The following is a 26105-nucleotide window of genomic DNA, read 5'->3' on the forward strand; positions in this document are numbered from 1 at the left end:
CAAGGCTCCGTCAGCACGGCTGCGTTGCCGCGTTGAAGAATGGGTTTTGGGAGTTGGGCTTGAACCAGCCCGAGAGGCGCTGCTGGCGGCGGGTTACCACCAAGAGTTGTAGAACACGTCCCAACCGTCGTTGATCAATGCGCGGGCCTGCGCAATGAAGTCCAGATCTTCTTCAGCTCGATCGGGATCCGATTCACCGAAGAAGAAGCCTTGGGTATAAGGCAAATCATCGTTCAGCACAGCCTGTTCCAACGCATCAAGATCGTCCAATCCAAGGAATACGGGAACTTGGTTGAAATCGAAGGGATCAACCTGCCCCGTCCTAGCACTGTGCAACTTGAACATCCAACCATGAAGGTTCGGATGCTTTCGCCAGTAGAAAAATAGTTCTTGAGTGCGATCTCGCACATCAGTGCGGGTCTTGACCGCATACATATCGAGGCCCATCGGCTTGCTCCATCGCCCCGACCACCGAGGCGTTGGAGTAATCATCCGAACTGAGAGCCTCCATCGATACGGATATTGGAGGCCTCCAATATCCGTTAGCAGCCGTTACATTCGCCCATTGCGCTTGTCGGGCATCTTTGGAGGCGCCGGCTGCAGGCGTTCGTGCAGCGCTTGTTCGATCACCCCAGCTCGCGAGGCGTCGAGCTGCTGAGCCAGGTCCCGCAGACGGCTGGCCTGGGCTTGGGCTGCGTTGTTGAATGCGTCCACCCACTGGCGCTTGACGTCAGGGTTTTGCCAAGGCTGGGCGAAGGCCTCGGTCAGCGTGCAGACCCGAATCCCAAGCCCGATTTGCACGCCCAATGCTTGGAGCTGGCGAATTAACGCATCGCTGATGGGTTGGTCAGTCAGTGGCTCCAGGAAGAACTGCTTAGCCTTGGACCCTTTGGCCACCAGAAACGGCAGTTCTGCAGTTAGGAGGGTGTCGATCGCAACGCCCCGTTCGCTCAACGGCTTCCACAGGCCCTTAGCCTTGAGCTCGGCTGCCCAGGCCATCAACGGAACAAGGGTGGTCGAGCGCTTGCGAGTTCCCTTCACCGTGAACAGCGTCCCTTTTGGGGAGTGTTCCTTCAAGAGGTGTTGCAATTGGGCCGTGCTGATCGCCAACACCCCAGCGGCCTCATTGAAGCTCAACGCCACGTCCACCTTGGGCCGCTGTTTCGCTAGGCGCAAATGGTCTGCGATCTTCTTCTCCATCTGGCCCACGTTTTCGGTGCCAGAGAGCTTGCCGAGAAAGCGATCGATGGCGCGGCGGTAAGCATCAGCAGCAGTAAGGGCCATTAGTTCGGCTCGCTCCCCTTACGGCCGACCTTTGAAGAGCGCGCGGCAGCATTGCTGCTTCGCCGCCCGACCTTGCGCGCCGGCAGGGTGCGCAGCGCCTCCAGGTCGATTCCGTAATCTAGGACACCCAAAGCTGGCGTTCCTCCGGCACCGTTGAGCTTCTCACTCACCGTAAAGGGCCTGCTGTAAGTCGCGTGGTGTTCGTCGTCCAATTCGTGGCCGACGATTTGGGCTCGCATCTCAGAGGCCACACCGCTGCCCTGCATCTCCTGAATCACGGTCTTTCGGAGACTATGGAAACCACGTTTCGCTTTCGACCACCCACCACTGTGCTTTTGGAGGTAGTAGCTGAACGCCTTCGATATCCAGTTCCCCGCACCATTCTTCGCCTTACTGTCAGCCTGCGGAAACAATCGCCAGTCCCCGCTCTCCCTTCGTTCGGCGACGTAGTCCAAGAAACCAAGCTTGATCAGGTCGGGATGCAACGGGACGACCCGATTGGAAACATCGGTCTTCAATCGCTGATCCTCCCCCTCATCGGTAAACCGTATGCACGGGATTCCCTCCTCTTCCTTGACGTCGAGGGTAAACAGCTGCCCCACCTCACCTGCCCGGGCGCCCGTATACAGGCCCAACAAAGCCGCCCAGCGCGCTCCCGTTGAAAGCTGCTTGAAGCTATCAGGCGCGAAGAGTTGATGAACCTGATCCAAGGTAAAGGCTTGGAAGCCAAATTTTCTGCGCTTGCGCTTCTCCGCCATCGAAACGCTGACGTGACCTGCGGCGACATTGTCTCCCTTGAGCACGTAGCCTGAAGCCATTGCCCAAGTGAAGAATCCTCTCTTTCCTGCGAGGTAGCTCTGGCGATTGTTGAGCGTAGAACGCGTTAACCCGCGCTTGGCCAAATGGTCGTAGAAGCGGGCCATCTCAGGCCGCGTGATGGTGTGCAGCTCGCGCTCGGCGCCCAAGAACTCGATCAGCTCTGTCACGGGAAGCAGTTTGATGCCGACCGTTTTGACCTCGATGTCCTCGGCGGCGACTTTATCCTGCCAGATTCGCTTCGCATCGATCAGGCTGATGGTCTCAGATGGCAGGGGCTGCGCCGCCGCTGATTCCAACGGGTTTGGCCCAGCCGCCGCCGGAACTGCACCCGCATCACGGAAGTGGAACTTGCCGATTTCTTCCAGCGCCTCCATTGCTCGAGCATGGTCGGCCGCATCCGTGGTCCGAAGACGGAAGCCCGGCAAGTCAATTTCATAACGCCGGGAGCCGTTCTCCGCGACGCTGCGCAGAACATCCTCAACCGTGAGTCCCTTCTTGGTCATGCACCCATCCCTGATGGCATCGAATGCTTGAGCATAACGCTGCGCGATGGCCAAGGCAGCCACTCTTGCGCTATGCAGTTGGATGCCCAAGGGATGCTTGACGAAAGGTTTGCCGACGATACCGCGCATGTCCGTCGGAACGCGCATGCGAAACTGGTAACGACCTGTGGAAGAGCGAGTGAGATAGCTTGGTAATCGCATCGGAGTTGTGCCCCGATTTGTGCCCCAAGCCGCCCTTCAAGACCTTAAAAAATGTCGTTTAAAAACAAACACTTACTAAGGATTGGCGGAGAGAGTGGGATTCGAACCCACGGAAGGTTTAACCCTTCGCCGGTTTTCAAGACCGGTGCCTTAAACCGCTCGGCCATCTCTCCAATGGGGTCCCGGTCGCCCGGGCAGCGCCGTATTCTCGCACGTGAAGGGCATTTGCCCAAGACCACCTTGCCCCTGCCCTCCGCATCCGGCACGGTGGGGGCCTTCACCGCACTCGGAGCCGCCATGGCCCATCTCGATCTGGCCAACCTGCGCACCTGCCTGCTGGACGATACCCAGCTGGCCGCTGTGGCCCTGCACCGCACCTTCGCCGGGCACCTGCCGGTCAGCAGCGGGCATCTGGTGGTCTGCGATCCGTTGGTGCAGGCCGAGGCGCCGGCGCTGGCCGACTACACTGCCCCACAGGGCCGGCATCCGGTCGAGATCATCGTGCACAGCGGCCGCCCGGCGTTGGCCGTGGTCTGGTTCAAGCCACGCGAAGCTCTCACCGCGACCGCCCTGCACTGGCAGATGGCGCGCTGGACCACGCAGGACCTGACCGGACTGGATGAGGACAGCTTCATCGGCTACCCGGTCGACGCTGGCATCGGTTGCTTCATGGACACCGACACCCAGCAGGCGCTGCTGGCCCTGATCGAACAGGCCGATGGCGACGAAGACAGCGAGTGGTCGGATGCGCTGATCGACCACGATGGCCTGGATGAAGGCGCCGAATATCGCCCCTGGGGCGAGGACTCGCCGCACGGCCTGGTGGTGTTCACCAGCGGCTGGGGCGACGGTGTCTATCCCAGCTACTGGGCGCTGGATACGTCCGGCATTCCGGTCGCCCTGGTCACCGATTTCCTGTGCATCCAGGGCGGCGATGGGCGCGACGAGCGCGAGATTGCCGACCAGGCCTATCGCGACAACCTGCCAGCTGCGGAAGCCGAGGCGCTGGCGCGGCTGGTGGCTGCAGTAGAACGAGACGACGCGGAGGCATTGCAAACCCTGTTGGAGGATGCGCCGCAGCGCGCCAACCTGATCGAACCGGGCTGTGGCGGCACCGCCCTGTACGAGGCGATCCGCCTGGACCGTCCGCAGGCATTGCGGGTGCTGTTGCAGGGCGGCGCATTGCCGGCAATGCCCGAACGCCTGCACATGAGCAAGGTGACCAGCTATCTGGACTATGCGCGATTCCTGAAGAAGCCACGCAGCGCGGAGCTGATGGCGGTGCTGGAAGCGCCCGTCGTTGCAGCCGGACCGCCAGCGGCCGCACCGCGACGCCGTAGTTTCTGGGACCGGCTGTTCGGCCGGAACTGATCGGCGCCGGAATACAGCAACGCCGGGCATGGCCCGGCGCTACCTTCGCGCCTTCTCAGCCGGCATCCACCGCCAGCGCACCCAGTGCACTGGCCTTGATCCGCTCCTTGGCCTTTTCACAGGCGCCACCGCAATCCAGGCGCGAGGCCTCCAGCTGCGGCGGCAGGTGCTCGGCCAGGAAGTCGATGAACACGCGCACCGCCGGCAGCAGGCCGCGGCGCGAGGCGAACACGGCGTGGCACACGCCCTGCGGCAGCGACCAGTCCGGCAGCACCACTTCCAGCTCGCCATTACGCACGGCGTCGGCGCACACGGTTTCCGGCAGCATGGTGATGCCGAAACCGTCCTTCACCATGCTCTGCAGCAGCGGGAAGTCGAAGCCGGCCACGCGCGGCTGCAGGTCGACCCGGCGCACTTCGCCTTCCGGGCCATGCAGTTCCCAGCGCTGGCGGGCTTCGTCTTCGCTGATGCTGAGGGTGACGTGCTGGGTCAGCTCTTCCGGGTCCTTGGGGCGGCCGGCGCGGTCGAGGTACTTCGGGCTGGCCACCAGCAGTTCCTGCACCTGGCCGAAGCTGCGCATCACCAGGCTGCCGTCGTCGTCCAGGCGCGAACGCACGCGCAGGGCCACGTCGTAGCCTTCGTTGATGATGTCCACGCGGCGGTTGCTGATGTTCAGCTGCAGCCGCACCTTCGGATACTGCTCAAGGAACTTGGGCAGCAGCTTGGGCAGCTGCATCTGCGCCAGTGACACCGGCACGCTGGCGCGCACCACGCCGCGCGGTTCGGCGCTCAGGCGGTCCACCACTTCGCGGGCGGCCTGGGCCTCGGCCAGCATCGTCTGCGCATGGCGGTGCACGCTGGTGCCGACGTCGGTGACCGCGAAACGGCGCGTGGAGCGCTGCAGCAGGCGCACGCCCAGGTCGGTTTCGAGCTGGCTGATGCGGCGGCTCAGTCGCGACTTGGGGATGCCCAAAGCGCGCTCGGCGGCGGCGAATCCGCCGTGGTCGACCACCATCGCGAAGTAGTACAGGTCATTCAGGTCATGCATGCCCGAGTTCCATATCTAGAACAATACGTGGCATTCAATCATCTTTATTCCGCCCTTGCAACAACCTATCGTTCTCTCCGTCGGCGGGGCCACCCCGCCCCTTCCTCCCAGAACATAGGTGACTGCCATGAAGCTTCTGCATCTCGACGCCAGCGTGCTTGGCGACAACTCCGTCTCGCGCCAGCTGTCGGCCGCCGTGGTCGCCCGCCTCGCCAGCCAGATCGACGGCCTGCAGGTCGATTATCGCGATCTTGACGCCAATCCGGTACCGCACCTGCGCAGCAGCTCGCTGGCCAAGACCGACGCCGCTGAAGCGACCGATGCTGAACAGGTGATGCAGCAGTTCCTGGAGGCCGACATCGTGGTGATCGGCGCGCCGATGTACAACTTCAGCATCCCGTCCACGTTGAAGGCCTGGATCGACCGCGTGGCCGTGGCCGGCCGCACCTTCAAGTACACCGAGAACGGCCCGGTGGGCCTGGCCGGTGGCAAGCGGGTGATCATCGCCAGCAGCCGTGGCGGCATCTATACCGACTCGCCGGCCGACTTCCAGGAGCCGTTCCTGCGTCAGGTGTTCGCCTTCATGGGCATCAACGAAGTCGAGTTCGTGCGCGCCGAGGGCATCGCCTACTCGCCGCAGCACCGTGAAGACGCCATCGCCGGTGCGCTGGCGGCGCTGCCGTCGCACGACGTGGCCGAAGCCGTCGCGGCGTAACGCGTTCCAACGTTCGGCGCCCCTCTCTCCTCGTCTGGGCGCTGAACGCGGGCCGGGATCCCCTCCCCCTCCCGGCCCACCCTGGCGGCCCCGCTGTGCGGGGCCGTTTTCTTTTGCGGCGCGCTAGGCTGGGGGCATGAACTACATCGTGACGGCTGCGCACCGCAGCGAATTTCCGCACCCGATCATCCTGCGCCGCGGCCAGGCGCTGGTGGTGGGCGAACGTTATGAAGGCCCGGAGGGCTGGGACGACTGGTTCCTCTGCGAGGCCGAGGGACAGCAGCCCGGATTCGTGCCGACGCCGGTGATCGGCCGCGATGCGCAGGGTGGCGCGTTTGCCACGCAGGATTACTGCGCGCGCGAACTGGATGTGGACCCCGGGCAGACGCTGCGCGGGATGCGCACGCTCAATGGCTGGGCATGGTGCGTGCCGGAGAACGGCGAACCGGGATGGGTGCCGCTGGAGAAGCTGCGGCCCATAAAGGAGAGCCGAGCATAGGCTCGGCTCTACACAGATCTGTAGCGCCCGAGCCCATGCTCGGGCGGCGGCGCATTGCGCCGGCTATCAGCCAATGGTTTCCAGGCCACCCATGTACGGGCGCAGGGCCTCCGGCACGGTGATGCTGCCGTCGGCGTTCTGGTAGTTCTCCATCACCGCGATCATCGCGCGGCCAACGGCCACACCCGAGCCGTTCAGCGTGTGCGCCAGCTCCGGCTTGCCGGTGGCCGGGTTGCGCCAGCGCGCCTGCATGCGGCGGGCCTGGAAGTCACCACAGTTCGAGCACGAGGAAATCTCGCGGTAAGTTTCCTGCGACGGCAGCCAGACTTCCAGGTCGTAGGTCTTCACCGCCGAGAAGCCCATGTCGCCGGTGCACAGCAGCACCTTGCGGTACGGCAGGCCCAGCTTTTCCAGCACCACTTCGGCGCAGCGGGTCATGCGCTGGTGTTCGGCGTCGCTGTCTTCCGGGCGGCTGATCGAGACCAGCTCGACCTTCTCAAACTGATGCTGGCGGATCATGCCGCGCACGTCGCGGCCACCGCTGCCGGCCTCGGCACGGAAGCACATCGAGTGGGCGGTCATGCGCAGCGGCAGGCGCTCGGCGTCGACGATCTCGTCGCGCACGATGTTGGTCAGCGGCACTTCCGAGGTCGGGATCAGGTAACGCGTGGAGTCGCCCACGGCGGTCTTGAACAGGTCGTCCTCGAACTTCGGCAGCTGGCTGGTGCCGCGCAGCGAGTCGGCGTTGACCAGCAGCGGCACGTTGGTCTCCTCGTAGCCGTGCTCGCCGGTGTGCAGGTCGACCATGAACTGGGCCAGGGCGCGGTGCAGGCGCGCGATCGGGCCACGCAGCACGGTGAAGCGCGAGCCGGACAGCTTGGCCGCGGTCTCGCCGTCCAGCCAGCCGTTGCGGGCGCCCAGTTCGACGTGGTCGAGCACCTTGAAATCGAACTGGCGCGGGGTACCCCAGCGCGCCTGCTCGACGTTGTCGTTCTCGTCGGCACCGGCCGGCACGTCGTCGGCCGGCAGGTTCGGAATGCCCATCGAGATCGCTTCGATCTTCTCGCGCAGCTCGTCCAGCGCCACTTCCGAAGCCTTCAGCTCGTCGGCGAAGGCAGCGACCTCGGCCATGATGGCCGAGACGTCCTCGCCCTTGGCCTTGGCCTGGCCGATGGCCTTGGAACGGCTGTTGCGCAGGCTCTGCAGCTCCTGGGTCCGCACCTGGATGCGTTTGCGATCCGCCTCCAGGGACTCCAGGGCAGACACGTCGAGCTCGAAGCCGCGGCTGGTGCGCAGGCGTTCGGCGAGGTCGGCGGGCTGGTGGCGGAGCAGGGCTGGATCAAGCATGGCAGGTGTCGTGGTGGGTATCAGGGATGGGATTATCGCTTGTTATACGGATTTCTGCCGCCCGGTTCATTCCTGGCGTGGCAGAATCGGACTATTCCGTACTGGTCCGGTCCATGTCTGCACCCCGCTCGTCGTCCGCCAAGTCGTTCACTGTGCATATCCCGCGCAACGCCCTGAAGATCGCCGGCATCGCCTTCGGCGTGGGCGTGCTGTTGTTCGTGCTGGTCTGGTTGACCGGCCGCGACAAGGAGTTCTTCCGTGCCGATCCGGCCGCGCAGACCCCGCAGGAGACCGCGCAGGTGGAACCGCTGCCGGAACCGCTGGCCGCCGCCGCAGGCTCCAGCGACATGCCCGATGCCAAGCCGGCCCCGGTAGAGGACGACGCCCCGAAGCTGGTCGAAACCGCCCCGACGCCGCCGGCGCCCATCGCTGAACCGGCCCCGGCCACGCCGGCCCCTGCGCCAGCCGCCACCGGCAACAGCCAGCCGATGCCGATTGCCGGCCAGTCGCCGCCGCCGGCCTACCCGGCCGCGGCCCTGCGCGCGGGCGAGACCGGCAGCGTGGTGGTGCGCGTGGACGTGGATGCCACCGGCTACCCGAACAATGCCACGGTGATCCAGCGCAGCGGCTCACGCGAGCTCGACCGTGCCGCCACCGACGCCGTGCGCCGCTGGCGTTTCACCCCGGCGCAGAGCAACGGCCAGGCCGTACCGGGCAGCATTGAAGTGCCGTTCGACTTCAAGACCCAGTAACTGAACGTTTCCCGGCAGGCAACCTGAACCCTGCCGGTGACGTTGACGCAACGCTGACACTTCCCGCCACTGGCCCGCGCAACACTCTCCCCGTCGTCCATTGACGGAAGGAGTTTGCGATGACCGCCACCACCCACGAAGACCTTCATTCGCCGCAGCTGCAGCAAGACGCCAGCGAACAGCACAAGCCCACGTCGCCCTGGATGTGGATCGCGCTGATCGTGGCGATGTTTGCCGCCGCGCTGCTCTGGCTGCGTCACTCGAATCAGGAAGACGTGGCGCCGGCACCGGTCGGCGAGCGCATGCTGCCCGCCCCCGAGCAGGCGCCGGTGGCCGACGCGCAGGAGCCGGCGGCCCGCCAGGCCGCACCGGTCGGCAACCAGCGCAAAGCCGCCCCTGCGGTACGCAATCGCGAGGCGCGCCCGCTGGCAGGCAACATCAAGCCGACCTACCCCGCCGCCGCGCTGCGTAATGGCGTACAGGGCAGCGTGATCGCCAGCCTGAATGTCGATAGCCGCGGCCAGGTGACCAATGCCGCGATTGTTTCGCGCAGCGGCGAACGCAGCCGTGACCTTGATCGCGCGGTGCTGAGCGCCGTGCAGAACTGGAAGTTCCAGCCGGCGATGCATGAAGGCCGTGCAGTGGCCAGTGTGGTGCGGGTCCCGGTGGATTTCCGTACCGAACAGCGTTGATCGCGGACGAGGGGTTCGTGATGTTTAGACGGAGGCTTCGGCCTCCGTCCTTTTATCTGGAGAGGCGTGCCAACCAGGGTTGGCACCTGCCGGGTGATGTGAGCGTGCCAACCAGGGTTGGCACCTACCGGGTGATGTGAGCGTGCCAACCAAGGTTGGCACCTACCGGGCGATGTGAGCGTGCCAACCAAGGTTGGCACCTGCCGGGCGATGTGAGCGTGCCAACCAGGGTTGGCACCTACCGGGTGATGTGAGCGTGCCAACCAAGGTTGGCACCTACCGGGCGATGTGAGCGTGCCAACCAGGGTTGGCACCTACCGGGTGATGTGAGCGTGCCAACCAAGGTTGGCACCTACCGGGCGATGTGAGCGTGCCAACCAAGGTTGGCACCTACCGGGCGATGTGAGCGTGCCAACCAAGGTTGGCACCTACCGGAAAACGCGATCCGCCGATCAGGCCAGGTTGAAGCCGGCGCTGCGCGCCAGGCCATCGAAGTCCGGGAAGGACGTGGCGACGTTGGCGATGTCGTTGATGCGCACTTCGCCGTCGCTGATCTGGCCGGCAATGGCGAATGCCATGGCGATGCGATGGTCGCCGTGGCTTTCGATGGTGCCACTCCCCAGCCGAGCCCCGCCATGCAGGGTGGCGCCATCCTCGGTCTCGTCCACCTGCATGCCCAGCGCGCGCAGGCCAGTGGCCATCGCCGCAAGACGATCGGATTCCTTCACCCGCAGTTCGGCAGCACCGCTCACCACGGTCTGGCCTTCGGCGGCGGCGGCGGCCACGAACAGCGCCGGGAACTCGTCGATCATGTCCGGCACCAGTGCTTCGGGAATACGCGCGCCCTTCAGCGGAGCGTAGCGCACCACCAGATCGGCCACCGGCTCACCGCCCTGCTCGGCCGGATTCTCTTCGGTGATATCCGCCCCCATCAGGCGCAGCGCGTGCAGCAGGCCGGTGCGACGCGGGTTCAGGCCGACCTGCTTCAGGCGCAGCTCGGAGCCGGGAATGATGCTGGCGGCGACCAGGTAGAACGCCGCCGAGGAAAAATCGGCCGGCACTACGATGTCCGTGGCGCGCAGGCGCTGGCCGCCCCGCAGGCGCGCCTTGCCCGGCGAGAACTCGATGTCCACGCCGAACGCGGACAGCATGCGTTCGGTGTAGTCGCGGGTCGGGTGGGGTTCCACCACGCGGGTTTCGCCCTGCGCGTACAGGCCGGCCAGCAGCACGGCCGACTTGATCTGTGCGCTGGCCACCGGCGAGGCGAAGTCGATGCCATGCAGCGTCTGGCCGCCATGCACGTGCAGCGGCGGCGTGCCGTCGTCCTGGGTATCGATCCTTGCACCCATCTGCGACAGCGGGCCGGTGACACGGCGCATCGGGCGGCCGGACAGTGACTCATCGCCGATCAGCGTGCAGTCGAACGCCTGGCCCGCCAGCAGGCCGGCCAGCAGGCGCATGCCGGTACCGGCATTGCCGCAGTCCAGCGGTGCCTCCGGCGCTTTCAGGCCGTCGATACCCACACCATGCACGATGCGCTGCGACGGACTGGGAGTTTCGATGCGCACACCCAGCTGGCTGAAGATGCGCGCGGTGGCGCGGGTGTCCTCGCCTTCCAGGAAGCCTTCGATATGCGAAGTGCCATCGGCCAGCGCGGCGAACATCACCGAGCGGTGCGAGACCGACTTGTCGCCGGGAATGGTCAGGCTGCCCTGCAGCGGCTGGCCCTTGCGGGCGATCCAGTGTTGCGCGTTGCTCATCGTTCGATCGTTCCGTAAACGCCGGCAGCGCCGGCGATGCATCAGGGAGCGGCGGCCAGGGCCGTCACAGCAGTACTCAGGGCACGGCCACGGGGTAGGAACCCAGCACCTTGATCTGCGCCGAGTGCGCCTCCAGTTCGGCCAGCGCCGCCTGCATCGGCGCGTCGTCGATGTGGCCGGCCAGGTCGATGAAGAAGCCGTATTCCCACTTGCCGTGGTGCGACGGCCGCGACTCGATGCGGTTCATGCTGATGCCGTGGCGGGCGAACGGGCTGAGCACATCGAACAGCGCACCGGGCTTGTCATGGATGAACACCAGCACCGAGGTGCGGTCGTGACCGGAGGTCGGGAAGATGTTGCGGCCCACCACCAGGAAGCGGGTGGTGTTGTCGGCATCATTCTGGATCGGCTTGGTGACCACCTTCTTCAGGCCGTACACGTGGCCGGCACTCTCGCCGCCGATGGCCGCCGCGTCGTCGGCGTTGCGCGCGCGACGCGCACCCTCGGCATTGCTCGACACCGGAATCTTCTCGGCCTTCGGCAGGTTGGCGCGCAGCCACGCCGAGGTCTGCATGAACGACTGCGGATGCGCGTAGATGCGCTCGATGTCCTCGATGCGGCCGCTGCGCGACATCAGGAACTGCTGCACGCGCAGTTCCACTTCGCCACAGATCTTCAGGTTGGAGGTCAGGAACATGTCCAGGGTGATCTGGATGGTGCCCTGTCCCGAATTCTCCACCGGCACCACGCCGAAATCGGCGTTGCCTGCTTCCACTTCCTGGAACACTTCCTCGATGCTGGCCATCGGCAGGCCCAGCGCGGAGCGGCCGAAGTGCTTGAGCACGGCCTGCTGGCTGAAGGTGCCTTCCGGGCCGAGGTAGCCGATCTTCAGCGGCTCCTGCTGGGCCAGGCAGGCCGACATGATCTCGCGATAGACATGCACCAGCAGCTCGTCGCTGAGCGGGCCTTCATTGCGGTCCACCACCATGCGCAGCACCTGCGCTTCGCGCTCGGGGCGGTAGTAGTCGACAGCGGCGGCCAGCTTGCCCTTGGCCTTGCCGACCTGGTGGGCGAAGCGCGCGCGCTCGGCGATCAGGCTCTGGATGTCACGGTCGATCTGGTCGATCTTCGAGCGCACATCGGCCAGCGCCAGCGGTGCCAGGGTGGGTGCCGGGTTCGAGGCGGCCTTGGCCTTGCCCTTCGCCTTGCTGGGCGCGCTGTCCTTGGCCGGTTCGGCCTTCTTCGGCGCCTTCTTGCTGGATTTGCTGCTTGCCATCGGAATTCCTTGTTGCGGGACCCGCACCCGACGGTGCGCGCCGTTCATTGCTCAGCCGTGACGCTGCTGGAAATCGGCCATGAAGGCGACCAGCGCCTCGGCCCCGGCCAGCGGCATGGCGTTGTACAGCGAGGCACGGATGCCCCCGACCACCTTGTGTCCCTTCAGCGCCAGCAGGCCGGCAGCCTTGGCTTCGGCGACGAAGCGGGCATCAAGCCCGGCATCGGGCAGGAAGAACGGGATATTCATCCGCGAGCGTGCCGCATGCGCGACCTCGTTCCGGTAGAAGCCGCCGGAGCCATCAATGGCGCCGTACACCAGTGCCGCCTTGGCGGCATTGCGCCTGGCGAATTCGGCCACGCCGCCTTCGGCCAGCATCCACTTGAACACCAGGCCGGCCAGGTACCAGTTCCAGGTCGGCGGGGTGTTGAGCATCGAATCGCGGGCGACATGCGAGCGGTAATCGAAGATGTCCGCGCGCGGCTGGCCAGTACGCTCGAGCAGATCGCGGCGGACGATCATCACTGCGATGCCGACCGGGCCCAGGTTCTTCTGCGCGCCGGCATAGATCACACCGTAGCGGCGTACATCCAGCGGCTCGCTGGCGATGGATGAGCTGAAGTCCGCCACCAGCGGCACATCGCCGGTATCCGGCACATCACGGAACTCGACGCCGTGGATCGTCTCGTTGGCGGTGATGTGCACATAGGCGGCGTCGGGCGAGAGCTGCCAGTCGGCGCGGGGCGGCAGCGTGCGATAGCCGTCGGGCTCGCTGCTGGCGGCAATGTTGACGTCGACGTAGACGCCGGCCTGCTTGACCGCAGTCTTTCCCCAATGGCCACTGACCACGTAGTCGGCGCGCTGGCCGGGGCTGGCGAAGTTGAGCGGGATCAGCGCCTGCTGGGTGGTGGCGCCACCGGACAGGAACAGCACCGCGTAGTCGTCGGGGATATCGAGCAGGCGGCGCAGGTCGGCCTCGGCCTCGGCGGCCACGGACATGAATTCCGCGCCGCGATGGCTCATTTCCACGATCGAGGCACCACTACCGTGCCAGTCCAGCATTTCCGCCTGCGCCTGGCGCAGGACCGATTCCGGCAAGGTCGCAGGGCCGGCACTGAAGTTGAACGCGCGCGTCATGTCACACCTGTGGGGCAAGACCCCTAGTATGCCGCAGTGCACCAGCCTTGCGGCCTAGCGCGGCAAGGGAAATTTGGTTTCATTGGAATCCATTCGCCGCAGGCGTGGCGCCGGTAGTCGCCGACCTTGGTCGGCGTACGCCGTCAGGCGTCATGCCCGCCGAAAAAGCGTGCCGACCAAGGTCGGCACCCACCAAAGCCGTGTGCTGCCAGGCGTCAAGCCCGCCGACGGAGCGTGCCGATCAAGGTCGGCACCCACCAGGGCGCGGACCCAGCGGATTCAGATCAGCAGCAAAGCCCCGGTAGTCGCCGACCTTGGTCGGCGTACGCCGTCAGGCGTCATGCCCGCCGAAAAAGCGTGCCGACCAAGGTCGGCACCTACCAAAGCCGTGTGCTGCCAGGCGTCAAGCCCGCCGACGGAGCGTGCCGATCAAGGTCGGCACCCACCAGGGCGCGGACCCAGCGGATTCAGATCAGCGCGCGCCGAACCAGAGCAGCAGGCTGAGCAGTGCGGCCAGCAGCAGCGCACTCACCAGCAGCCACGGCCAGCGCCGGACCCTGCGCGGCGCGGCCGGCAGCACCGGCGCCTGCTCGGCCTCGTGGCTGGCGTCGTCCTCGGCGGGCAGCGGCCGCCGGCGCGGATCGTGCGGCACTTCCAGCACGAACCGGTGCTGGCCATCGAACACGACCTGGTCGCCGGCCTGCAGCCAGCAGTGGCGCACGGCCACGCCGTTGACCCGGGTACCGTCGGCGCTGCCCAGGTCGCGCAGCAGCACGCGCTCGCCGTGCACTTCCACGCGGGCATGCTGTTCGGCGAAGGCCGGGTCATCGATGGCGATGTCGGCCTCGTTGCCGCGGCCGATCAGGCGGGCCTGCGACAGGGTGAAACTGCGGCCATGGTGCAGGCCACCGACACCGCGCAGCAGTCGTTGCTGCTCGTCGCTGCCATCCTCGTTCTTCGGCGCAGGCGCCTGCAGCAGGCTCTCGACTTCGCCCTGCAGCACCATCTCCACGCCATCCACGTATACCGCATCGCCCGCGCGCAGCAGGGCCATCCGGCGCACCGGTCGACCATTGACGTGGATGCCGCGGATGCCATTGCCGACCTGCAGCCAGAGGCCGCGATCGTCCATGCAAAACTGGGCCAGCAGCAGGGCGCCGTGGCCGGCATCACCGAGCCGCACGCTGCCGTTGGCCTGGCGCACGATGCGCTGCACCCCGGGCCGCAGGGGCTGGTCGGGCTGTTGTTGCTGACTGAAGTGAACTAGCAGGTTCTGCACGCGGCGCAGCCTAGCAGGTTGGTCGCCAACGAAGAAGAACCCACGATGAGTGCTTGGCGCGGCGGCCCTTGATGCGCACAATGCTCGCCCTCTTTGATCATCCCCGCCCTGCGCCAGGAGCCTGCATGTCCACCATCGATGTCCGCCACGCCCACGCCCTGCCCGACGCACAGGCGCGCGCCGCGATCGAACAGGTCGCTGCCAAGCTGTCCGAGCGCTTCGGCCTGAAGTCGTCCTGGACCGCCGACGTCCTGAACTTCTCCGGCAGCGGTGTGGACGGTGCGATCGAACTGCAGCCGGGCGCCGTGCGCGTGACCGCCAAGCTCGGTTTCCTGCTGTCGGCGATGAAGGGCATGGTCGAAGGCGAGATCCAGCGCGTGCTGAAGGAAAAGCTGGGCTGAATCCTGGCGGCGGCCATCACGGCCGTGCAACGCTACCGCGCGCTACTCTCGGGGCAGGCCCAACTCCCACGGGAAGTGCGATGAACCACTACGAGAACGACGACCGCCGCAACGACGACGCCTCTTTCGGTGACCAGGCCGAGCGCTTCTCGCGCAAGCTCAGCGATTCGGCGCAACAGGTCTGGCTGGCCGGGCTGGGTGCGCTGGGGCGCGCGCAGGCCGAGGGCAGCCGCTTCTTCGACGGCCTGGTGAAGGAAGGCGAAGCCTGGGAAGCCCGCCGCCGTGAACGCAGCGGCGAACAGGGGCCGGGCTGGCGTGACAACGTCGAATCGTCCCTGGATGAAGCCCGCGAGAAGGCCTCGGGCACCTGGAACAAGGTCGAGAAGGCGTTCGATGACCAGGTGCAGGGCGTGCTCAAGCGGCTGCATGTGCCCACGGCCGACGAGGTGACCGCGCTGGAAGCCCGCATCGATGCCCTGCACGCGCGCCTAGCCAGGCTGGAAAACCGGGCGGCTTCGGGTGCAGATGCCCCCGCACCGGGCAGCCATCAATCGCCGGACAGCATTCCCTGAGCGCAATTGTTGCAATGCAATAAATTTTGATTGACAATCGCGAGCAACCCGCCAATCGCTTCGGCTGCCGTTTGTTCCCTCCCCTCACGGCTTCAGGATTGGCGGGTTTTTCGTGTCCGTCGTATACCGTTCTGCGCGCTCCATCACGCTTCCTGTCAGGAACATCCTGACCCAGCCGGGCACCGCGACCTTTACACTGTCGCTCTCCGCTTTCGCCCCTTCCGCCCTACTCCTGCATGCTCCCTTGGATCCTGGCCCTGCTGTCGGCCCTGCTTACCTGTTCCCTGGCCGTTGTCTATCTGTGGTGGATCAAGCGGCGGCAGAAGGAGATGCAACTCGGCCTGCAGGCTCTGGCAGGCATGCACTGGCGCGAATTCTCGGTTCTGGTCAAGCGCATGCTGCGCGAACAGCGCGGCCTGCGTGAGCTGATCGATCCGGCCGAAGATGCCCGCGAGCCGAGCAGCGACTTCCTGCTCAGCGATGGCCCCAATCAATGGCTGGTGTCGTGCAAGCACGGCCTGGCCTACCGCATCGGCACCGCCGCAGTGAACGAACTGGGTGCGGCCGCGCGCCTGGCCGGCGCCAAGGGTGGCGTGCTACTGACCGAAGGCCGGATGGAACGCGACGGGCGCAGCGCTGCCGAGAAGCAGGCGGTCGAGGTGCTGGACGGTCCACGCCTGTGGCCGCTGCTGCAGCCCTACCTGCCGGCGGAAATCGAAACCCGTGTGCGCGCCAGCGCCCGCCATGAAGCCCTGCGCCGGATCGCCATTGCCGCGCTCGGCGCGGTCACGCTGGGCCTGCTGGTGGGATTGAGCCTGCAAGGCTTGCATGTGCAGGACACCGCGCCTGTTGCCGAGGTGGCGGATACCCCCGCGCCGGTTGCGCCTGTGGTTGAAGCGGCACCCGAACCGGCGCCGGCCCCCGCCACCACGCCGCCGGCCGCTGCGCCTGCACCGGCCGCGCCCTCAGCCGACGCGCGCAGCAATCCCAACCCCGATGCCGCCACGCTGGAGCGCTTCCAGGCCGATCTGGCCCGCGCCCTGGCCGGCAAGCCCGGCATCGCCAGCGGTGTCTGGCTGACCCGGCAGACACTGGCGATCAACCGCACCGGCGAACTGGACGCGGTGTGGCCGCTGGTCTGCGAGGAAGTGCTGCACTACCCCGCGCTGCGCAACGTGCGCATCCAGCTCAACGCCCGCCCCGGCGTGGATGAGCCGGTGCGCTGGCGGCAGTGCGCCACGTACTGATGGGGCCGCATCCACGCGTGGCGTGGATTTACTGAACCCCGATGCGCGACCCCTTGGTAGATCCACGCCACGCGTGGATGCCTTTGCAGAGTTGAGCCACGCGCGAACAGCAGCCGAGCATGGGCTCGGCTCCACATGGCGCCTGCTCAGCCCAATGCCGCGAGATGGGCGATGTAACTGGAGCGCGATTCACCCGCCGCTCTGGCCTGCGCATCCAGCCTCGCCAGGATCCGGCGTGGCAGGCTGATATTGACCCGCTCGATGGTGTCGTCCAGCAGAGCCGGATCAATGCAGATGTACGCAAGAATCCAACAGATGTCCTTGGATGCCTCGGCGGCGATCTTCTGCGGCGCGGAAGGTGTCGGAATCGAGCGCCCCTCATCCAGGGCCACATCAATCCAGGCGAGCGCCGCCTCTTCCGCCGCAGTGAGCGCATCATCAAGCGTGTCGGCCGCTGAGAAGCACCCCGGCAGATCTGGAACGACCACACCCCACGCGGTGCGCTCATCGCCCGCCTCGATCAAGACTGGATATCGCATGGGCCCTCCTACGTCAGTCCTGCGAGCGTCCGCAACGCCTGAACCAGCCCTTTCCCCAGATCCTTCCTTGGGTGAGGAACGGTGATGATGTGAGGGTGCTGCGAGTGCACGAATACATGATGGGATCCGCGGATCCGGCGACAGATCCAACCTGCCGCTTCCAGATCCCGGATGAGGTCCCTGCTCTTCATGCAGGGATGATACACATCGTACACACGCCCCGACAGAGTTCAAGGCGACAGCCGTTTCGGCAGAGTAGATCCACGCCATGCGTGGATGGAATCCCTATCGCGCGCCCGGCGCGAAGCGCGCCACCAGGTCCCAGGCATCCCCCAGGAACACCTGGCGAACGCGGGTGATCGGCTGTTCGCCACGCCAGGTCAGGCGTTCGATCACCAGGCAGGCGGTACCGGGCTTCACATCCAGCAGCCTGGCGGTGGCAGTATCCGCGCCCCAGGCACTGATGCGATGCTGGGCACGGGTCCAGGACACGTTCTGCAGCAGCCAGCTGCCCGGGGCGGTGGTGCTGAAGTCGACCTCCAACACCTCGGGCACGCCCACCGGGCTGATCAGGCGGTGCTCCAGTGCCAGCGGGCGGCCATCGGCCAGGTGCAGGCAGCGCATCGCCAGCAGCATTTCGCTGCCGGCCAGCTCGACTTCGCCGGCATTGCCGGCATCGGCCAGGCGCAGGTCGCGCTGCAGCAGTCGATAGGCGTACTGATGTCCCCGCGAGCCGACTTCCATCGCGATATCGGGAATCTCCAGCGCCACCTGCTCCAGGTGCGGTGGCTGACGCGCCACGAACGAACCCGCGCGACGGCGGCGCTCGATCATGCCGCTCTCGGCCAGTGCGGTCAGCACCTTGTTCACCGTCATCCGCGAGCATCCGTACTGCTCCATCAACTCGTGCTCGTACGGAATCCGGAAGCCCGGCGCCCACTCTCCACTGAGGATGCGGCTTTCCAGATCGCTGCGGATACGCTGGTTGAGCGTGGCGGACTTGCTGGCCTTCACGTAATGGGGTCTCGGTGGCGGGAGGCGATCAGCCCAGCACGCCGCGCAGGGCGGCAGCGAAGGCGCTGGTGATCGCCTCGCGCTGCAGGTGGCGGCCCTCGGCCACGCACTGGCGGCCATGGCGCCAGACCGATCGCAGCGCGCCATTACGTGCGGCGAACACCCAGCTGTCAAGCCATGCGTCATCCTGTCGCGCCTGCAGCGCCGGGTGTGCGGCGTCCAGTTCAACCAGGTCGGCACTGGCGCCGACCTGCAGGCCGGCGGCCACGCCCAGCGCCTGTGCGCCACCGTGCAGTGCACCTTCAAACAGGAAACGACCGCTGCTGCGGGTGGCATCCGGCGCCAGCACGTTGCGCCCGCGCAGGGTAAGCCGCTGGCCGTACTCGAGCAGGCGCAGTTCTTCGGCCGCGTCGATCAGCACATTGGAATCGGAACCGACGCCGAAGCGCCCGCCCTCGCGCGCGAACGCCTGCATCGGGAACAGGCCGTCGCCCAGGTTGGCCTCGGTGATCGGGCACAGGCCGGCCACGGCCTGGCTGGCGACGATGGCCGCGCGCTCGTCATCAGTGATATGGGTGGCATGCACCAGGCACCAGCGCGCATCCACCGGCGCATGGTTGCACAGCCACTGCACCGGGCGCTGGCCGCTCCAGGCCAGGCAGGCCTCCACTTCGCGCACCTGCTCGGCGATATGGATGTGCACCGGGCCGTCGGTCAGCGGCAGCAACGCACTCAGTTCCTCGCCGATGACCGCACGCAGGCTGTGCGGTGCGATGCCGAGCACCGCGTCGGGCAGCGCGGCCAAGGCCGGCTTGGCGGCCTCCAGCAGCTGCGCGAAGCCGTCCACGTCGTGGATCAGGCGCCGCTGCGCTGGATTCGGCGCCGCCCCGCCGAAATCGGCATGTGCATAGAACACCGGCAGCAGGGTCAAGCCAATGCCGGTCTGGTCGGCGGCGGCGGCGATCCGCGCACTCATCTCGGCGCGGTTGGTATACGGCCGGCCGTCGGCATCGTGGTGCAGGTAATGGAATTCGCCGACGCGGGTGAAGCCGCTTTCCAGCATTTCCATGTAGGCCTGGGCGGCAATGGCCTGCACCGCGTCTGGGCGCAGGTGGGCCAGGAAACGGTACATCAGCTCGCGCCAGCTCCAGAAGCTGTCACCGTCGACGCCGCCGATCTCGGTCAGCCCGGCCATGCCGCGCTGGAAAGCATGGCTGTGCAGGTTGGGCAGGCCCGGCACCAGGATGCCGACCCGGGTGTCGCCCGCCTGCGCGCACTGCCCCGTGCTGATGGCCGCGATGCGACCGTCCTGCACCTGCAGGCGGACATCGCGGACCCAACCCTCGGCCAGCAGGGCGTGGGCGGCATGGAAACTGTGCGGGGAACGCGAATCGGACATGGCTGGACAACCCGAAATGGACGCCTATATTGTATAGACATATAAGCACAGCCGCGTTGTGGATGCCATGCACGTCGATACCCTCTGGTCCAACGTCCACCTGATCACCCTTGATGGCGAAGGGCTGGGTGTCATCCGCGATGGCGTCCTGGCCTGCGCCGACGGCCGCATCGTCCATGTCGGCGCGGCCGGCAGCGATGCCCACCTGCAGCCGACCACCCGCATCGACGGCGAAGGCCGTTGGATTTCGCCCGGCCTGATCGACTGCCATACCCACCTGGTCTACGCCGGCAACCGCGCCAACGAGTTCGAGCAGCGCCTGCAGGGCGTCAGCTATGCCGAGATCGCCCGTGCCGGCGGCGGCATCGTTTCCACCGTGCGCGCCACCCGTGCCGCCACGCCGGAACAGCTGGCCCGCGAAAGCCGGCCACGCCTGCTGGCGATGCGCGCCGAGGGCGTGACCACCCTCGAGATCAAGTCCGGCTACGGCCTGACCCTGCCCGACGAGCGCAAGCAGCTGCAGGTGGCGCGTGCGCTGGGCGAGGAATGCCGGGTCAACGTGGTGACCACCTTCCTCGGCGCGCACGCGGTTCCGCCAGGCCGCGAAGCACAGGAGTACACCGACGAAGTGTGCGAGGTGATGATTCCGGCCATCGCCGCCGAAGGCCTGGCCGAAGCGGTGGATGTGTTCTGCGAGAACATCGCCTTCTCGCCGGCGCAGGCGCGCCAGGTCTTTGAGGCGGCGCGCGCCAACGGGCTGTCGGTGAAGATCCACGCCGAGCAGCTGAGCAACCAGCATGGCGCCGAACTGGCGGCCCGCTTCGGGGCACTGTCGGCCGACCATATCGAACATCTGGACGACGCCGGCATCGCCGCGATGGCCGCTGCCGGTACCGTCGCCGTGCTGCTGCCCGGCGCCTTCTATTTCACCCGCGATACCACCCTGCCGCCGATCGCCGCGCTGCGTGCGGCCGGCGTACCGCTGGCGCTGGCCACCGACAGCAACCCGGGCACTTCGCCGCTGACCAGCCCGCTGCTGGCGATGAACATGGGCGCCACCCTGTTCCGCCTGACCGTGGACGAGTGCATCGCCGGCTTCACCCGTGAAGCGGCGCGCGCACTGGGCCATGGCGAGCGCATCGGCCGCCTGGCGGTGGGCATGGACTGCGACCTGGCGATCTGGGACATCGATGCCCCCGCCGACCTGGTCTATCGCATTGGATTCAACCCGCTGCACGCGCGCGTGGTGCGCGGACAGCCCGACCTGCCTGCCTCCTGGAGCAACACATGAGCAACACCCTGGTTCTTCGCCCCGGCCATGTCACTCTCGCCCAGTGGCGGCAGGTCTATCGCGGTGCGCCGCTTGCACTGGACCCGGCCGCGCTGCCGGTGGTGCGCGCCAGTGCGGCGGCGGTGGCCGCCATCGTCGCCAAGGGCGCGCCGGTGTATGGCATCAACACCGGCTTCGGCAAGCTGGCCAGCGTGCGCATCGAGCGCGAAGATCTGGCCACGCTGCAGCGGAACATCGTGCTCTCGCATGCCGCTGGCGTGGGCGAGCCGATGCCGGCCAGCGTGGTGCGCCTGATGATGGCGCTGAAGCTGGTCAGCTTGGCGCAGGGTGCTTCGGGCATCCGCGAGGAAACCCTGCTGCTGCTGGAAGCGATGCTGGTCAAGGGCGTGCTGCCGGTGGTGCCCGCGCAGGGCTCGGTGGGTGCCTCGGGTGACCTGGCGCCGCTCTCGCACCTGGCCAGCGTGATGCTGGGCGTAGGCGAAGCCTTCATCGGTGACGAGCGCCTACCGGCAGCCGACGCACTGGCACGTGCCGGCCTGCAGCCGATCGAACTGGGCGCGAAGGAAGGCCTGGCGCTGCTCAACGGCACCCAGTTCTCCACCGCCTATGCGTTGGCCGGCCTGTTCGAGATCGAGACCGTGTTCCAGGCCGCACTGGTGACCGGCGCGCTGTCGGTGGAAGCTGCCAAGGGTTCCGACACGCCCTTCGACCCCCGCATCCACGCCATCCGCGGCCAGCGCGGGCAGATCGCCACCGCCGCCACCCTGCGCACGCTGATGCAGGGCTCGGACATCCGTGAATCGCACCGTGACAACGACGTGCGCGTGCAGGATCCCTACTGCCTGCGCTGCCAGCCGCAGGTGATGGGCGCGGCGCTGGACATCCTGCGCCAGGCCGCTACCACGCTGGAAATCGAAGCCAACGGCGTGTCCGACAATCCGCTGGTGTTCACCGACACCGGCGAAGCGCTGTCCGGTGGCAACTTCCACGCCGAGCCGGTCGCCTTTGCCGCCGACATGCTGGCGATGGCGGTGTGCGAGATTGGCTCGATCAGCGAGCGCCGCCTGGCGATGCTGGTCGATCCGGCGCTGTCCGGCCTGCCCGCCTTCCTGACCCCGCGTCCCGGTTTGAATTCCGGTTTCATGATTCCGCAGGTGACTGCTGCTGCACTGGTCTCGGAAAACAAGCAGCGCGCCTACCCGGCCAGCGTTGACTCGATCCCGACCTCGGCCAACCAGGAAGACCATGTGTCGATGGCCGCGCATGGCGCACGCCGGCTGATGCAGATGGCCGAGAACGCCGCCAACGTGATCGGCATCGAGCTGCTGGCCGCTGCGCAGGGTTGCGACTTCCACGCCCCGCTGCGCTCCAGCGCCGCGCTGGAAACCGTGCGCGCCACCCTGCGTGCGCAGGTGCCGACGCTGGAAGAAGACCGCTACTTCCATCCGGACATGGTGACCGCCACGAATCTGGTGCGCAGCGGCGCGCTGGCGCAGGGCCTGACCGACCTGCTGCCAACCGTGGAACCGCAGGCATGAATACCCATCCCGAATGGCTGACGGTGCACGAGGGCGATGCCCCCCTCATCGTCAGCTTCCCGCATACCGGCAGCGAGCTGCCGCACGACCTGATCGGCGACTACCACTCACCGTGGCTGGCCCGCCGCGACGCAGACTGGTGGGTACACGACCTGTACGACTTCGTGCGTGGCATGGGCGCGACCACGGTGCGCTCGGCGATCTCGCGTTCGGTAATCGACCTCAACCGCGATCCCAGCGGCGTCTCGCTGTATCCGGGGCAGAACACCACCGGCCTGTGCCCGCTGACCACCTTCGACAACCAGCCGCTGTATCACGCCGGGCGCGAACCGGACGAAGCGGAAATCGCCCGTCGCCGCGACACGTATTTCCTGCCTTACCACGATGCGCTGGCGGCGCAGATCACGCGCCTGCGCGCACACCACAGTACCGTGGTGGTGTACGACGCGCACTCGATCCGCTCACACATCCCGCACCTGTTCGAAGGCGAGCTGCCGCAGTTCAACCTGGGTACCGCCGGCCCCTCCGGTGCACCGGACACCTCCTGCGACAACGCCTTGAGCGATGTGGTGGAGAACCTGCTGGCGCTCAGTGGCATGAGCCAGGTGCGCAACGGCCGCTTCAAGGGCGGCTGGATCACCCGCCACTACAGCAACATCCCGGGCGGCGTGCACAGCCTGCAGATGGAACTTGCCTGCCGCGGCTACATGCACGAGCCGCTGCCCGGCCAGGTGGACGAACACAGCTGGCCCACCCCGCTCGACCCCGCCCACGCCGCACCGCTGCGCCACACCCTGGCGCAGGTGCTCAACGCCTGTCTTGAATTCGCTACGAACCGGAGCGCCGCATGACCCGCAACGACCCGTCCCGCACCATTGCCGCGCCGACCGGCACCACGCTCAACGCCAAAAGCTGGCTGACCGAAGCGCCGCTGCGCATGCTGATGAACAACCTGCACCCGGACGTGGCCGAGCGCCCGCAGGAACTGGTGGTGTACGGCGGCATCGGCCGCGCCGCGCGCGACTGGGAAAGCTTCGATGCCATCGTCGAGACGCTCAAGCGCCTGGACGACGACCAGACCCTGCTGGTGCAGTCGGGCAAGCCGGTAGGCGTGTTCCGCACCCACGCCGACGCGCCGCGCGTGCTGATCGCAAATTCCAACCTGGTGCCGCGCTGGTCCAACTGGGACCACTTCAACGAGCTGGATAGGAAAGGCCTGGCCATGTACGGCCAGATGACCGCCGGCAGCTGGATCTACATCGGTGCGCAGGGCATCGTGCAGGGCACCTACGAGACCTTCGTGGAAATGGGGCGCCAGCATTTCGGCGGCGACCTGACCGGGAAGTGGCTGTTCACCGGTGGCCTCGGCGGCATGGGTGGTGCACAGCCGCTGGCTGCCGTGATGGCCGGCGCCTCCTGCCTGGCCGTTGAGTGCCGCAAGAGCAGCATCGACATGCGCCTGCGCACCGGCTACCTCGACACCTGGACCGATAATCTGGACGAAGCGCTGCGCCTGATCGACGAGTCGTGCAAGGCCGGCACGCCGAAGTCGGTGGGCCTGCTCGGCAACGTTGCCGATGTGCTGGCCGAACTGCTCAAGCGCGGCGTGAAGCCGGACCTGCTGACCGACCAGACCTCCGCGCACGACCCGGTGAACGGCTACCTGCCGCAGGGCTGGACGGTCGAACAGTGGGACGAGAAGCGTGTGAGTGCACCGAAGGAAGTGGAGAAGGCTGCGCGTGCATCGATGGCCAACCACATCCGCGCCATGCTCGGCTTCCACGCGCTGGGCGTGCCGACCGTGGACTACGGCAACAACCTGCGGCAGATGGCACTGGAAGAAGGCGTGGCCAATGCCTTCGATTTCCCGGGGTTCGTGCCGGCCTATATCCGTCCACTGTTCTGCCGCGGCATCGGCCCGTTCCGCTGGGCTGCACTGAGCGGTGATCCGGAAGACATCGCCAAGACCGATGCAAAGGTGAAGGAACTGATTCCGGACAACCCGCACCTGCACCGCTGGCTGGACATGGCCGCCGAGAAGATCAAGTTCCAGGGCCTGCCGGCACGCATCTGCTGGGTCGGCCTGGGTGATCGTGATCGACTCGGCCTGGCCTTCAATGAAATGGTGGCCAACGGCGAACTGAAGGCACCGGTGGTGATCGGTCGCGACCATCTGGACAGTGGCAGCGTCGCCTCGCCGAACCGCGAAACCGAAGCGATGGCCGACGGCTCCGATGCGGTGTCCGACTGGCCGCTGCTGAACGCCCTGCTCAACACCGCCAGCGGCGCGACGTGGGTGTCGCTGCACCACGGTGGCGGCGTCGGCATGGGCTTCTCGCAGCACGCCGGCATGGTGATTGTCTGTGATGGCACCGAAGCGGCGGCGAAGCGGATTGGCCGCGTGCTGTGGAACGACCCGGCCACTGGCGTGATGCGCCATGCCGATGCGGGGTATGGCATCGCGATCGACTGCGCGAGGGAAAAGGGACTGGATCTGCCGGGCATTCTCGGCTGATCGAGGTCTGGGTAGTGCCGGCCGCTGGCCGGCACCGCCCAAGCATTGCCCGTGCCGCCGGCCGCCGCCCGCCCCCCCCCTGGTGCGGGGACGCTCTGGTAGATGCCGACCTTGGTCGGCGCTCACTCCGCTACATCAGTGCCGAAGCGACCACCGATGCCTTTGCTCGAATACAGTCCGACGTATCAGCCTTGAGCGCTTCGATCAAGGAGACGACTTCTGCTGCACCCTTCGTCGAGGCCATGCTCTTCAAGTAAGCAATCAACATATTTCTGTGTAGATCACTGTTAAGCAATCTGCAGATGAAAGTCTCCAACCATTCTGGTGCCACGCGAAGCATGTACGGAGCTGATTGGACAAGCGCGGAAACCATGCTGTCGCCGTCACTTGCCTCGACAAGATGAAGAAGGCCCCACATGACGTCATGATGCGGAGTGTCATCGGCGAACATCGAGAAGAGAACTCCTAGCTCCCGACCGGAAAACTTCAGACCTGATAGCGCCTGAACCGTGCGGTCAAATACCGCAACCTCTTCTGAAGTGAGCATTTGCGAAGCCCGCAACAGCTCGTCCAGAAGTTGGCTCTTGATCAAAGCGTCGTTGGTGGCAGTTGGCACTGCTTGCACCTGTCCATCAATGGAGTGGCATTCGATTGTACGCGCGCACCAGGACAACTCTGATACTGGAGTGAAATGCCGCCGGGCGTCGATCGAATCGATGCTCAAGCCAGAGCCTGAAAGTTCGCCGCATGGGTGGAGCCGTCTAAATCCACTTAAGGCTATTACGTCGGTGTGGGCTGAGGCGCTCTTACATCTGATGCCTCATCAGTCGCAAAGAGCTGTTTACGACAGGTCATTGGGAACTCACGCATTCACATAGGTGCTCGCCCCGCTTGACCCAGTGCCCG

At 66.3% G+C, this 26105-nt stretch carries 26 protein-coding genes and 1 tRNA gene; 12 read left to right on the plus strand and 15 right to left on the minus strand.

Annotated features, from left to right (window positions below; genetic code table 11):
- Positions 1-93: 93 nt before the first annotated feature.
- From ACT6SE_RS13130 to ACT6SE_RS13145, 4 genes are all read right to left on the minus strand, one after another.
- Positions 94-447: a hypothetical protein gene (locus ACT6SE_RS13130; RefSeq protein WP_012480712.1), complete on the minus strand. Its 354-nt coding sequence runs from the start codon at positions 445-447 to the stop codon at positions 94-96.
- A gap of 105 nt (positions 448-552) precedes the next feature.
- Positions 553-1284, minus strand: a complete 732-nt coding sequence (locus tag ACT6SE_RS13135; RefSeq protein WP_006375976.1) for a hypothetical protein — start codon at positions 1282-1284, stop codon at positions 553-555.
- Positions 1284-2807, minus strand: a complete 1524-nt coding sequence (locus tag ACT6SE_RS13140; protein ID WP_012480713.1) for a site-specific integrase — start codon at positions 2805-2807, stop codon at positions 1284-1286. Before ACT6SE_RS13140 ends, ACT6SE_RS13135 begins: the two co-directional genes overlap by 1 nt.
- An 83-nt stretch (positions 2808-2890) precedes the next feature.
- Positions 2891-2980: transfer RNA gene (locus ACT6SE_RS13145), tRNA-Ser, on the minus strand.
- Positions 2981-3104: 124 nt separating this feature from the next.
- On the opposite strand from ACT6SE_RS13145, the gene ACT6SE_RS13150 reads away from it, so the two are divergent.
- Positions 3105-4178: a DUF4241 domain-containing protein gene (locus tag ACT6SE_RS13150; RefSeq protein ID WP_046431423.1), complete on the plus strand. Its 1074-nt coding sequence runs from the start codon at positions 3105-3107 to the stop codon at positions 4176-4178.
- 55 nt (positions 4179-4233) lie between these two features.
- Here ACT6SE_RS13150 and ACT6SE_RS13155 read toward each other — a convergent pair whose 3' ends face one another.
- Complete coding sequence (locus ACT6SE_RS13155; RefSeq protein WP_005410175.1) at positions 4234-5226, minus strand: LysR family transcriptional regulator; 993 nt, start codon at positions 5224-5226, stop codon at positions 4234-4236.
- A 127-nt stretch (positions 5227-5353) separates the two neighbouring features.
- Here ACT6SE_RS13155 and ACT6SE_RS13160 point away from each other — a divergent pair, with 127 nt between their 5' ends.
- Together ACT6SE_RS13160 and ACT6SE_RS13165 are read left to right on the plus strand one after the other, a co-directional pair.
- Positions 5354-5941, plus strand: coding sequence for an FMN-dependent NADH-azoreductase (locus ACT6SE_RS13160; RefSeq protein ID WP_032957392.1), 588 nt, complete (start codon positions 5354-5356; stop codon positions 5939-5941).
- Between the two features lie 136 nt (positions 5942-6077).
- Complete coding sequence (locus ACT6SE_RS13165; protein WP_046431427.1) at positions 6078-6440, plus strand: variant SH3 domain-containing protein; 363 nt, start codon at positions 6078-6080, stop codon at positions 6438-6440.
- Between the two features lie 66 nt (positions 6441-6506).
- Here the strand turns inward: ACT6SE_RS13165 and serS are convergent, their stop codons facing one another.
- Positions 6507-7787 (minus strand): serine--tRNA ligase, encoded by a 1281-nt coding sequence (serS, locus tag ACT6SE_RS13170; protein ID WP_014647612.1) that lies wholly within the window; start codon positions 7785-7787, stop codon positions 6507-6509.
- A gap of 113 nt (positions 7788-7900) precedes the next feature.
- On the opposite strand from serS, the gene ACT6SE_RS13175 reads away from it, so the two are divergent.
- Positions 7901-8539: an energy transducer TonB gene (locus ACT6SE_RS13175; RefSeq protein WP_046431430.1), complete on the plus strand. Its 639-nt coding sequence runs from the start codon at positions 7901-7903 to the stop codon at positions 8537-8539.
- A 119-nt stretch (positions 8540-8658) separates the two neighbouring features.
- A complete protein-coding gene (locus ACT6SE_RS13180) occupies positions 8659-9231 on the plus strand; it encodes an energy transducer TonB (RefSeq protein ID WP_046431429.1) in 573 nt (190 codons plus the stop codon).
- Positions 9232-9683: 452 nt separating this feature from the next.
- On the opposite strand, the gene aroA is transcribed toward ACT6SE_RS13180, so the two are convergent.
- The 4 genes from aroA to ACT6SE_RS13200 form a co-directional block, all read right to left on the minus strand.
- Positions 9684-10991: a 3-phosphoshikimate 1-carboxyvinyltransferase gene (gene aroA, locus ACT6SE_RS13185; protein ID WP_032961653.1), complete on the minus strand. Its 1308-nt coding sequence runs from the start codon at positions 10989-10991 to the stop codon at positions 9684-9686.
- Between the two features lie 76 nt (positions 10992-11067).
- Positions 11068-12267: a prephenate dehydratase gene (gene pheA / locus ACT6SE_RS13190; protein ID WP_014647616.1), complete on the minus strand. Its 1200-nt coding sequence runs from the start codon at positions 12265-12267 to the stop codon at positions 11068-11070.
- 51 nt (positions 12268-12318) lie between these two features.
- A complete protein-coding gene (gene serC, locus ACT6SE_RS13195) occupies positions 12319-13404 on the minus strand; it encodes a 3-phosphoserine/phosphohydroxythreonine transaminase (protein ID WP_014647617.1) in 1086 nt (361 codons plus the stop codon).
- Positions 13405-13876: 472 nt separating this feature from the next.
- On the minus strand, positions 13877-14683 hold the full coding sequence (locus ACT6SE_RS13200; protein WP_032961655.1) for an FHA domain-containing protein: 807 nt from the start codon (positions 14681-14683) through the stop codon (positions 13877-13879).
- Between the two features lie 125 nt (positions 14684-14808).
- Between ACT6SE_RS13200 and ACT6SE_RS13205 the strand changes: the two genes are divergently transcribed.
- The 3 genes from ACT6SE_RS13205 to ACT6SE_RS13215 all read left to right on the plus strand — a co-directional run bounded on the left by ACT6SE_RS13205 (position 14809) and on the right by ACT6SE_RS13215 (position 16903).
- On the plus strand, positions 14809-15084 hold the full coding sequence (locus ACT6SE_RS13205; protein WP_005417302.1) for a polyhydroxyalkanoic acid system family protein: 276 nt from the start codon (positions 14809-14811) through the stop codon (positions 15082-15084).
- A gap of 80 nt (positions 15085-15164) precedes the next feature.
- Positions 15165-15656 (plus strand): phasin family protein, encoded by a 492-nt coding sequence (locus ACT6SE_RS13210; protein WP_014647619.1) that lies wholly within the window; start codon positions 15165-15167, stop codon positions 15654-15656.
- A 236-nt stretch (positions 15657-15892) separates the two neighbouring features.
- Positions 15893-16903, plus strand: coding sequence for a restriction endonuclease (locus ACT6SE_RS13215; protein WP_046431437.1), 1011 nt, complete (start codon positions 15893-15895; stop codon positions 16901-16903).
- Positions 16904-17049: 146 nt separating this feature from the next.
- Here ACT6SE_RS13215 and ACT6SE_RS13220 read toward each other — a convergent pair whose 3' ends face one another.
- The 4 genes from ACT6SE_RS13220 to ACT6SE_RS13235 all read right to left on the minus strand — a co-directional run bounded on the left by ACT6SE_RS13220 (position 17050) and on the right by ACT6SE_RS13235 (position 19855).
- Positions 17050-17442: a type II toxin-antitoxin system HicB family antitoxin gene (locus ACT6SE_RS13220; RefSeq protein WP_046431440.1), complete on the minus strand. Its 393-nt coding sequence runs from the start codon at positions 17440-17442 to the stop codon at positions 17050-17052.
- Positions 17443-17450: 8 nt separating this feature from the next.
- Entirely contained in the window at positions 17451-17633 is a 183-nt protein-coding gene (locus ACT6SE_RS13225) for a type II toxin-antitoxin system HicA family toxin (protein ID WP_080342765.1), read from the minus strand.
- A 94-nt stretch (positions 17634-17727) separates the two neighbouring features.
- The gene (gene hutC / locus ACT6SE_RS13230) at positions 17728-18456 is read right to left on the minus strand and encodes a histidine utilization repressor (RefSeq protein WP_032957259.1); all 729 of its coding nucleotides are present in this window, start codon (positions 18454-18456) and stop codon (positions 17728-17730) included.
- Between the two features lie 28 nt (positions 18457-18484).
- A complete protein-coding gene (locus tag ACT6SE_RS13235; protein WP_046431443.1) occupies positions 18485-19855 on the minus strand; it encodes a formimidoylglutamate deiminase in 1371 nt (456 codons plus the stop codon).
- 67 nt (positions 19856-19922) lie between these two features.
- Between ACT6SE_RS13235 and hutI the strand changes: the two genes are divergently transcribed.
- The 4 genes from hutI to hutU are packed head-to-tail and all read left to right on the plus strand — an operon-like array spanning position 19923 to position 25199.
- On the plus strand, positions 19923-21146 hold the full coding sequence (gene hutI, locus ACT6SE_RS13240) for an imidazolonepropionase (protein ID WP_046431452.1): 1224 nt from the start codon (positions 19923-19925) through the stop codon (positions 21144-21146).
- Positions 21143-22684 (plus strand): histidine ammonia-lyase, encoded by a 1542-nt coding sequence (gene hutH, locus ACT6SE_RS13245; RefSeq protein WP_046431447.1) that lies wholly within the window; start codon positions 21143-21145, stop codon positions 22682-22684. Before hutI ends, hutH begins: the two co-directional genes overlap by 4 nt.
- Positions 22681-23535: an N-formylglutamate deformylase gene (gene hutG, locus ACT6SE_RS13250; RefSeq protein WP_049420801.1), complete on the plus strand. Its 855-nt coding sequence runs from the start codon at positions 22681-22683 to the stop codon at positions 23533-23535. The genes hutH and hutG overlap by 4 nt, the downstream gene beginning before the upstream one ends.
- Positions 23532-25199, plus strand: coding sequence for a urocanate hydratase (hutU, locus tag ACT6SE_RS13255; protein WP_046431458.1), 1668 nt, complete (start codon positions 23532-23534; stop codon positions 25197-25199). The genes hutG and hutU overlap by 4 nt, the downstream gene beginning before the upstream one ends.
- Before the next feature lie 130 nt (positions 25200-25329).
- Here the strand turns inward: hutU and ACT6SE_RS13260 are convergent, their stop codons facing one another.
- Positions 25330-25923, minus strand: coding sequence for an Imm30 family immunity protein (locus ACT6SE_RS13260; protein WP_141098640.1), 594 nt, complete (start codon positions 25921-25923; stop codon positions 25330-25332).
- Positions 25924-26105 lie beyond the last annotated feature (182 nt).

Source organism: Stenotrophomonas sp. LC732 (assembly GCF_052446685.1).
GTDB classification, from domain to species: domain Bacteria; phylum Pseudomonadota; class Gammaproteobacteria; order Xanthomonadales; family Xanthomonadaceae; genus Stenotrophomonas; species Stenotrophomonas muris.

Coding starts and splice junctions, on each gene's coding strand:
- ACT6SE_RS13130 (WP_012480712.1), bottom strand. CDS start 447: ATGGGCCTCGATATGTATGCGGTCAAGACCCGCACTGATGTGCGAGAT.
- ACT6SE_RS13135 (WP_006375976.1), bottom strand. CDS start 1,284: ATGGCCCTTACTGCTGCTGATGCTTACCGCCGCGCCATCGATCGCTTT.
- ACT6SE_RS13140 (WP_012480713.1), bottom strand. CDS start 2,807: ATGCGATTACCAAGCTATCTCACTCGCTCTTCCACAGGTCGTTACCAG.
- ACT6SE_RS13150 (WP_046431423.1), top strand. CDS start 3,105: ATGGCCCATCTCGATCTGGCCAACCTGCGCACCTGCCTGCTGGACGAT.
- ACT6SE_RS13155 (WP_005410175.1), bottom strand. CDS start 5,226: ATGCATGACCTGAATGACCTGTACTACTTCGCGATGGTGGTCGACCAC.
- ACT6SE_RS13160 (WP_032957392.1), top strand. CDS start 5,354: ATGAAGCTTCTGCATCTCGACGCCAGCGTGCTTGGCGACAACTCCGTC.
- ACT6SE_RS13165 (WP_046431427.1), top strand. CDS start 6,078: ATGAACTACATCGTGACGGCTGCGCACCGCAGCGAATTTCCGCACCCG.
- serS (WP_014647612.1), bottom strand. CDS start 7,787: ATGCTTGATCCAGCCCTGCTCCGCCACCAGCCCGCCGACCTCGCCGAA.
- ACT6SE_RS13175 (WP_046431430.1), top strand. CDS start 7,901: ATGTCTGCACCCCGCTCGTCGTCCGCCAAGTCGTTCACTGTGCATATC.
- ACT6SE_RS13180 (WP_046431429.1), top strand. CDS start 8,659: ATGACCGCCACCACCCACGAAGACCTTCATTCGCCGCAGCTGCAGCAA.
- aroA (WP_032961653.1), bottom strand. CDS start 10,991: ATGAGCAACGCGCAACACTGGATCGCCCGCAAGGGCCAGCCGCTGCAG.
- pheA (WP_014647616.1), bottom strand. CDS start 12,267: ATGGCAAGCAGCAAATCCAGCAAGAAGGCGCCGAAGAAGGCCGAACCG.
- serC (WP_014647617.1), bottom strand. CDS start 13,404: ATGACGCGCGCGTTCAACTTCAGTGCCGGCCCTGCGACCTTGCCGGAA.
- ACT6SE_RS13205 (WP_005417302.1), top strand. CDS start 14,809: ATGTCCACCATCGATGTCCGCCACGCCCACGCCCTGCCCGACGCACAG.
- ACT6SE_RS13210 (WP_014647619.1), top strand. CDS start 15,165: ATGAACCACTACGAGAACGACGACCGCCGCAACGACGACGCCTCTTTC.
- ACT6SE_RS13215 (WP_046431437.1), top strand. CDS start 15,893: ATGCTCCCTTGGATCCTGGCCCTGCTGTCGGCCCTGCTTACCTGTTCC.
- ACT6SE_RS13220 (WP_046431440.1), bottom strand. CDS start 17,442: ATGCGATATCCAGTCTTGATCGAGGCGGGCGATGAGCGCACCGCGTGG.
- ACT6SE_RS13225 (WP_080342765.1), bottom strand. CDS start 17,633: ATGAAGAGCAGGGACCTCATCCGGGATCTGGAAGCGGCAGGTTGGATC.
- ACT6SE_RS13235 (WP_046431443.1), bottom strand. CDS start 19,855: ATGTCCGATTCGCGTTCCCCGCACAGTTTCCATGCCGCCCACGCCCTG.
- hutI (WP_046431452.1), top strand. CDS start 19,923: ATGCACGTCGATACCCTCTGGTCCAACGTCCACCTGATCACCCTTGAT.
- hutH (WP_046431447.1), top strand. CDS start 21,143: ATGAGCAACACCCTGGTTCTTCGCCCCGGCCATGTCACTCTCGCCCAG.
- hutG (WP_049420801.1), top strand. CDS start 22,681: ATGAATACCCATCCCGAATGGCTGACGGTGCACGAGGGCGATGCCCCC.
- hutU (WP_046431458.1), top strand. CDS start 23,532: ATGACCCGCAACGACCCGTCCCGCACCATTGCCGCGCCGACCGGCACC.